Raw genomic sequence first — 2,749 nt, 5'->3', positions numbered from 1 at the left:
TTTAAAAATGGCTCTACAAAATGATAAATCAAGCGATCAAAGCTGATGAGAATCGGTGATCAAAGTCATGAGAATACACAGAGGCGGCAGAGTTACTGGAAGTATGGCCAAATCAACTGAGTTTTTCTCATTGAATTTCGCCAGTCTCGAATTGGCATCGTCCATTTTTTCGATGCCTCTTTTATTGCCAAATAAATCATTTTTCTCGCAGAGTCGTCATTTGGAAATATCTTACGCTTTTTAATCGCTCGGCGAATAACGCTGTTGAGTGACTCAATGGCATTCGTTGTATAAATGGCTTTTCGTATTGCTTCCGGATAATTAAATAACGTGTTTAAATTGTCCCAATTCGCACGCCATGACTTTGCTATTTGAGGATATTGATTGTCCCATTTCTCTGCAAATCGCTCCAACTCCAGCAACGCCTTTTCTTCTGTCGACGAGCGGTAAATCAGCTTCAAATCGGCCGTCACGGCTTTATAATCTTTCCATGAGACATATTTCAATGAGTTTCGAACCATATGCACTATACACAATTGAACATGAGTTTGCGGGTAAGCAGTATTAATTGCATCAGGAAACCCCTTCAGGCCATCTACGCACGCGATTAAGATATCTTCAACGCCCCGTTGGCTTAATTCGGTGAGCACGCTCAACCAAAATTTAGCCCCTTCATTTTCTGAAATCCACATGCCAAGCAATTCTTTATGGCCGTCAATATTAATACCTAAAGCAAGGTAAATAGACTTTTTGATAACGCGCTTATCTTGGCGTATTTTTACAACCAAGCAATCCAAATAAACAATAGGATAAATCGCATCCAGGGGGCGAGATTGCCATTCAGTGACTTGCTCCATAACAGCGCTGGTAACACGTGACACCAATGTGGGAGAGATATCAGCGCCATACCACTCATGAAAGGCATTCACGATATCGCGTGTGCTCATTCCTTGGGCATACAGCCATAAAATTTTATCATCCATTGAGGTGAATCGAGATTGATGCTTTTTAACAAGCTGTGGCTCAAAAGAGCCTTCACGGTCGCGGGGCGTATCAAGCTCAAACTCACCGTCTTCTGTCTTGATACGCTTACTTGTTTTACCATTTCGGCTATTACTGCTCGTGGATTTACTGTGTTTTTGATAGCCTAAATGTTCATCCATTTCTGCATTAAGTGCGGCTTCAACAGTTATCTTTTTTAACATCTGACTAAATTGATTTAAATCGTCAGGTGTTTTAATACTTTTAGCTGCTTCTTTTGCAAACGCTTCGAGTTCTTCTTTATTCATGTTCATCGCCTAATCCTTAAACTCTTTTTAGAGTAAATAATGATAGGCAGTTACACAAAATTAGTTACATCCTCTCACTTTTCGGTTGTTGTTGACAGTTTTTGCCTCATCCCTCTCACAGAACCGTACGTACGGGCCTCGTATACGGCTCCTGTATTCTTCTATCCCTTCGGTTTATTTTCTAAACGCCGATTGAGCCAGCCATCCTGTACTTACTTTTTCTATTGAATATAAGCCTTGCTCTTCAAACCATTGGTTTGGCATCGCTACACTCGATAATGGACTTAGAGAGTTTCGCCATGAGTTCATTTTGATGAACTTAAATGGCGGCTTTTTCCCTAATTGTTTTAGTCGTTTATGCAACCTCGCTGGATTTTTCCACAACCTTAACTGAATTGCCCTTAATCGTCGTCTCACCCACCTCGCCAACGCCTCTAACATCCGTTTACAATTGGCTATACTGAAATAATTTACAAAGCCGCGCACCACTGGATTGAGTCTTTTTATTACTTCAATTAAGTTCATGCCACTATTTCGCTTTGTTAATCGTTTAACTCTTTGTTTAAAGCCTTTGAGTTTTGTGGCTTGGATACGCGTCCAATTACTGCCTATCTCCACTCCCAAAAATTTTACGCCTTCACTACTATGCGCTATGTGCGTTTTCTTTTGGTTGACTGTTAACTTTAAGCCTTTTTCGAGTATCTGAGTCGCTACTGTGAGTGCATTCTTGGCTGCTTTTTCTGTGCAGCATAAGATCAATATGTCGTCGGCGTACCTCACTATTCTGTGATTTCGCTTTTTCATTTCTTGATCGAACGCATCTAGGTAGATATTCGCCAACAATGGACTGATAACACCACCTTGTGGACTTCCTAGCTCACTCGCTTCCCAATTATTGCCTATCATTACTCCGCTTTTTAAAAACTGTTTGAGCAGTTTTAAGATGCTACCGTCTGTCACTTTGCGTTTGACGCTGCTTATGATCAAGTCGTGATCGAGTAGGTCAAAACACTTCGACAGATCCATATCAACCACCCACTCACGGTGATATTTACGAATAAATACCGTAGCTTTGCTGATGGCGTCATGACAACTTCGTTTCGGCCTGTACCCATAACTTGATGGATGAAAGTCGATGTCGAAGATCGGCTGGAGAATGTTCAATAGTGTCTGTTGTGCTATGCGGTCGCGAACTGTTGGTATACCCAGCAATCTCACGCCGCCATCATCTTTCGGTATTTCTATCCGTTTGACTGGCTGTGCGCGATACTGCTTGCTTTGCAGTTCACCTTGCAGTTGTTTCAAGTTTTCCTCTAAATTCAAGGCGAACGCGGCTATGGATTGCCCATCTATTCCGGCGGCTCCTTTCGCTGCTTTCACTTTTTTGAATCCCTTGTACAGGTTATTAATATCTAATAATTGCCCATATAAGCTGTAGTAAACTGTCATCAATTGCCTTT

At 41.5% G+C, this 2,749-nt stretch carries 2 protein-coding genes; both read right to left on the bottom strand.

The window, feature by feature from the left end; all coding sequences use genetic code 11:
- Nucleotides 1-92: 92 nt before the first annotated feature.
- Entirely contained in the window at nucleotides 93-1,289 is a 1,197-nt protein-coding gene (locus tag AAEZ22_RS17875) for an IS256 family transposase (protein WP_352298290.1), read from the bottom strand.
- Nucleotides 1,290-1,463: 174 nt separating this feature from the next.
- Nucleotides 1,464-2,749 (bottom strand): group II intron reverse transcriptase/maturase (gene ltrA / locus AAEZ22_RS17870; RefSeq protein WP_352298287.1); only part of this gene is annotated, 1,286 nt, incomplete at its 5' end.

Source organism: Pseudoalteromonas sp. 20-MNA-CIBAN-0454, assembly GCF_040308685.1.
GTDB lineage: Bacteria > Pseudomonadota > Gammaproteobacteria > Enterobacterales > Alteromonadaceae > Pseudoalteromonas > Pseudoalteromonas nigrifaciens.
The sequence above is the reverse complement of the archived record's forward strand: the minus strand, read 5'-3'. Positions and strand labels throughout refer to the sequence as shown.

Excerpts from the sequence above, each read along its gene's own strand:
- AAEZ22_RS17875 (WP_352298290.1), bottom strand. The coding sequence starts at position 1,289 with ATGAATAAAGAAGAACTCGAAGCGTTTGCAAAAGAAGCAGCTAAAAGT.